Annotated in this window: 5 protein-coding genes; 4 read left to right on the top strand and 1 reads right to left on the bottom strand. The window is 50.6% G+C overall.

What is annotated here, in order from left to right:
• Window positions 1-123 precede the first annotated feature (123 nt).
• The 4 genes from BOO20_RS05985 to BOO20_RS06000 all read left to right on the top strand — a co-directional run bounded on the left by BOO20_RS05985 (window position 124) and on the right by BOO20_RS06000 (window position 4,291).
• Complete coding sequence (locus BOO20_RS05985; protein WP_233120908.1) at window positions 124-498, top strand: SET domain-containing protein-lysine N-methyltransferase; 375 nt, start codon at window positions 124-126, stop codon at window positions 496-498.
• Between the two features lie 39 nt (window positions 499-537).
• Window positions 538-2,016 (top strand): SET domain-containing protein-lysine N-methyltransferase, encoded by a 1,479-nt coding sequence (locus tag BOO20_RS12860; RefSeq protein WP_076791353.1) that lies wholly within the window; start codon window positions 538-540, stop codon window positions 2,014-2,016.
• Window positions 2,017-2,148: 132 nt separating this feature from the next.
• Window positions 2,149-3,906, top strand: a complete 1,758-nt coding sequence (locus BOO20_RS05995) for an ABC transporter ATP-binding protein (RefSeq protein ID WP_076791355.1) — start codon at window positions 2,149-2,151, stop codon at window positions 3,904-3,906.
• 22 nt (window positions 3,907-3,928) lie between these two features.
• A complete protein-coding gene (locus BOO20_RS06000) occupies window positions 3,929-4,291 on the top strand; it encodes an SET domain-containing protein-lysine N-methyltransferase (protein ID WP_076791356.1) in 363 nt (120 codons plus the stop codon).
• A 78-nt stretch (window positions 4,292-4,369) separates the two neighbouring features.
• On the opposite strand, the gene BOO20_RS06005 is transcribed toward BOO20_RS06000, so the two are convergent.
• Window positions 4,370-4,786 carry a hypothetical protein gene (locus BOO20_RS06005; RefSeq protein ID WP_076791358.1) on the bottom strand — a complete coding sequence of 139 codons (417 nt, stop codon included), beginning with the start codon at window positions 4,784-4,786 and terminating at the stop codon, window positions 4,370-4,372.
• Window positions 4,787-4,985 lie beyond the last annotated feature (199 nt).

Consider the following 4,985-nt stretch of genomic DNA (forward strand, 5'->3'; position numbering starts at 1 on the left):
TGAGACAGAGTCTCGATTGCCAACAGATTTCGACAACTACAGGTAACATTAACTCGCTAGCTCAACAAGGCATTTTCTCCATTTCCATCTGAGGCAAAACAATGCAGGCATACATCGGGATCATTGTTCCATGAGTTTTCTTCCAGCGAGGATATAGAGGAGCCAACCTATCTCTCCCTGCAGATAGACCATAACCGCCATATTCACCTCAAACCGGACTTCCTTCAGTATCTCAATCACAGTTGCGACCCTAATGTCTATGTGGATGTGCAGCGTCATGAATTCATCTGCCTTCGTGATATCGAAGTGAATGAAGAGATCACCTTCTTTTACCCTTCGACTGAATGGGCTATGGAGCAGGTTTTTAGTTGCGGGTGCCGGAGTGCAAACTGTCTGGGTGAAATTAAAGGCGCGATGCATCTGGATAGGAATCTGTTGCCTCGTTATAAATTCACACCCCATATCATGGAAAAACTTCACGGAAAGGTATCGAAATAACCACCTGTTAATAACCATGACACTTATTGAGAATCTGCTATGAAACTTTGTGTACTCTACTCCTCCTACGATCAATCCGATTCACCGACCAAAGATTATGACCCGATGCGAGGTATAAAAACCTATCTGGAAGGTCACGACGTTGAAATGGCCGACATTCATAAAGCCACAGCCGTTCAACAGGTACGCTCACTCACCCAGCAGGATTTCGACCTCTTCATCAATCTGTGCGACGGCTCTTTTGATGCCGACTGTGCCGGTATAGAGGTGGTGCAGACACTTGAATATTTCAATGCCCCCTTCACCGGGGCCTCCTCCGATTTTTACGACCCGACCCGTGAAGATATGAAGCGTGTAGCCCGTTCTTTCGGCATCGACACACCGCTTCATCGCTTTGTCGCAACGGAGGTGGATATTGAGGAGGCAGCTCTCAATCTGCGATTCCCGCTCATTGTCAAACACCCGAACAGCTATGCAAGTATCGGCATGACAAAAACTTCCCGCACAGAAACGCCGGAGGCGTTCAAGGTGGAAGCTGAGCGAATGGTAAAGGAGTTTGGGGAGGCGCTCATTGAGGAGTTTGTTGAAGGCCGGGAGTTTACCGTTCTTGTGGCCGAGAATGCTGCTGACCCTGCAAACCCGGTCGCCTTCCCGGCCGTTGAGTTTGTCTTTCCGGAAGGTGAATCGTTCAAACACTTTGATCTGAAATGGTCCGACTATGAGGATATGCAGTGTATTCCGGTAGACGACCCCGATCTTGACCATCGTCTCAGAACCATATCCGCTCAGCTCTTCACCGGTTTGAATGGTTCCGGCTATGGCCGGTGCGATATTCGCATGGACGGAGAGGGCCGTTTATTCATGCTCGAAATCAATCCCAACTGCGGCGTCTTCTACAGTCCCGATGATGCGGGAAGTGCTGATTTCATCCTGCTCAACTATCCGGACGGCCATCAGGAATTTTTACGCTTGCTGCAGGAGGCCGCAACAAAACGCTGCCGGGAGCGCGTGAAAAACTGGAAGATAAAATTCGACCCGAAAGCAGCCTACGGCATGTATGCATCGCGGGATATCGAGCCGGGTGAGCTGATCGAGGCCTTTGAAGAAAAAGAGCATGTGCTGGTTTCGCTGAGCTATGCCGAAAAACACTGGGACAGCCGGAATCTGCGCTGGCTCCGTCAGTATGCCTACCCGATCACCGACGAGATCTGGGTGATGTGGAGCAAAAACCCCCGTGACTGGAAGCCCGTCAACCACTCCTGCAATCCCAATGCCTGGCTGGAAAACATGAATCTGGTTGCCCGTTATGCTATCGCTGCCGGAGAAGAGATCACAATGGATTATGCAACCTTCTGCCATGCTACAATGGAGGAGTTTTCCTGCGAATGCGGTGAGGCTGAGTGCCGTCACCGCATTACCGGCAATGATGCCACGCAGCCTTTTATGCAGCAGTATACCGGGCATGTTTCAGATTATGTCAAAACAAGGATTGCCGCCCTCTCCCTGCAAACGGCCTGATGTTGTGAGCAACATAACATCCTTTGCCATGGGCCGGTATGAGGGTTCCTCCATTAGTTGCCGTGAGCGGTTTGAGTGCGAGCACCGCCCAACGAAGCAATCGAATCGCGGAATAAATGAATAGAGGTGCCCATGAGTAACGTTACGTTTGCAGCTGCCCTCTGGCAATACATTCGGCCCTATCGCTGGCGTGTTCTCTTCATCCTGCTCGGATTGACAGTCGAGTTCTCCTACGAGGCAGGATTACGCTACAGCCTCAAGTTCCTGGTTGACGATGTCATCCTGAAAAACAAGCCGGATATTTTTTTTCTGCTCTTCGCTCTCTTTGCTGTGGGTGGTGTGGTCTACACCTTTTTTGCGGTCATTTGTGACTACTTCTGGGCAAAATACGGCTCCAGAATTTTCAGCGACCTTTGCCACGATCTCTTTCGCCATTTGCAACTGCTGCCGATGGAATACAACGAGCGTCAAAGCACCGGAGATTTGATGTCGAGATTCTCGCTTGATGCTGCAACGATTGATAACGCCCTGGTAATCGTCCTGCCTGCTGCATTCCTCAGTATAGGGGAACTGCTGGTCTCCTCGGCCCTGCTCCTGCAGCTCAGCCCGCTCCTCTTTTCCTGTGTACTGGTCGGGATGGTTATCTGCCTCTCTTCGCCCAATACTGTGTCCAAACAAACCAACAGCAGCAACTATGAATTGAGCCGCTATAACGGACAATTGGGGATGTTCCTGCAGGAACATCTGAGTGCCTTTACCATGATCCATGCCTACGGACTGGAAAAACACGTCACCGGGCAATACCGTCAAAAGCTGAAGCAGTTCGTTACCGTTGCAAGCCGGGCAAATTTTTTCTCCTACATCTCGCAGCTGATGCCCAATCTGGCCTTTCTGATCCTGAATATCGTTATCCTCTTTGCTGCCGGGCTGTTTGTGATGCAGGGGAGGATGTCCGTCGGATCGCTGGTCTCCTACCAGATCATCTTTGTGAGCATGAGTGCCGCAATCAACCACATGACCTGGATAATCCCGAACCTCTTATCGGCCAAAGCCTCCATGCAGCGGTTGCAGGAGGTGCTCGAAGTGCCTCTTCCCCCGGAGGAGGAGCACTATGACAATGAATCGGTTCGCTTTACGGGAGAGGTTGAATACCACCATGTCGGTTTTTCCTACAACAACGGCCAGTCGGTTTTAAATGACCTCAGCTTCCGCATCGAGCCGAAAAGCTTCACCGTTTTCGTCGGGCCAAGCGGATCAGGCAAAACCACACTCATCAACCTGCTGCTCCGTTTTTATGAACCCACAACCGGGCATATCCTGATAAATGAAATGGAGAGCAGCATGATCAGTCCCCGGCTGCTGCGCAGTTTCATTGGCGTTGTTGCCCAGGAGGTCAGCCTCTTCAATCTCTCAATTGCAGAAAACATCCGCATGGGCAACCTGGATGCCGATCAGGAAGCCATCGAAAAAGCGGCAAAGCAGGCAGAGATACATGACTTTATCATCGCACTGCCCGAACAGTACGAAACACTCTGCGGAGAGTCAGGCGGGCTGCTCTCGGGCGGTCAGCGCCAGCGTATCGCACTGGCACGCGCTCTGGTGCGTGAGCCCCTGATGCTGCTGCTTGATGAAGCCACCTCGGCGCTCGACCCCCTGACCGAGCAGGATATCCTTAAAACCATCCTGAAACTCCGGAGCCAGTGTACCATAGTGGCAATTACCCATAAACTCAATCTGGCTGTTGAGGCGGATATGACCTTTGTTATGGATAAAGGCTCTATCGTTGAACAGGGCACCCATAATGAGCTGTTAAACAATAACGGCTTGTATGTGCGCTTCTGGAATCACACCGAAGAACTTGAAGAAACCGTGGTGACAAACACAATCTGATAATCAATCTAACCGGACAATAATGAAAGTTTTTGGTATTGGTGTGGGCAAGGGCAAGGGATTCCTCGGAGTCTATTCGGTCAATTATTACAAAGAGGGTGAAATCGTGATGGATCTCAGCCTTGGTGACGAAAGTCCGGTCCGGGATCTCAGAACAATTGAGCTGGCTACACGCCATATTGATCACCCGTTCGGCCGGTATGTCAACCACCATTGTGATCCCAACTGCTACATCGACAAAAAGCGCGAGCTGATGATTGCCCTCAGGGATATCAACATCGGCGACGAAATCACCTTCGACTACTCGCAGAATGAAACTGCCATTGCTGCGCCATTCGAATGCAGTTGCGGCGCTCAGAACTGCAAGGGATCAATCAAGCATTGATGCCGCCACAGGAATACTCTTGATACAATGATTTGAAGCTCAGTAACCGCTTACACTTGCGTTACTGAGCTTCAAGCGTTACGATTCCTCGATCTGACGGAGAATTTCCTGCAATGAACCAGCCGCACTCATCTTCTCCCCGTCACTGGCAGCGTTATAAAAACTGATAATCGCCCTGCCGCCTATACCGATCGGAGGATACTCCTTCCCGGCAAGCATCGGCATCAGCTCAAGGAACTTCAACGCGCTCTCCTTCTCCATCCCGTTAATCCTGCTCACCACCTCTTCCACTATCCCGGAGGCGGCCTCCTCCCCCAGCCCGGCAACATAGGCGGCACTCTGTACTGCACCGTACTGGAACCCCAGAACAGCAAAAACAATATCCCTGTTCGAGCTGCTTTCCAGCCCTGCCGGGCACTGCCCTATCGCTTCAGCGAGAAACTGCAGCGCCATTTTCCTTACTCCCTCAACCCGCTCCCCATGATCGTTATGCATAACCACTGATTGTTTGTATGGCTGATTATTTCACTTACGGAAATACATCCCCTAATCATTATCTGATTGATATCATTGAATTTGATGCTTAACCACGAGGTTTGTTTCTCGCAGTTATGAACGCTCCGAAAGTTACTCTCTTTTTAATCTCTAAGGGTCAATTCCCCGAAGCTCTGCTTCGTAAAAGAATATCAAATTG

This window comes from Chlorobium sp. KB01 (assembly GCF_001975465.1).
In the GTDB taxonomy this organism is placed as follows: domain Bacteria; phylum Bacteroidota; class Chlorobiia; order Chlorobiales; family Chlorobiaceae; genus Chlorobium.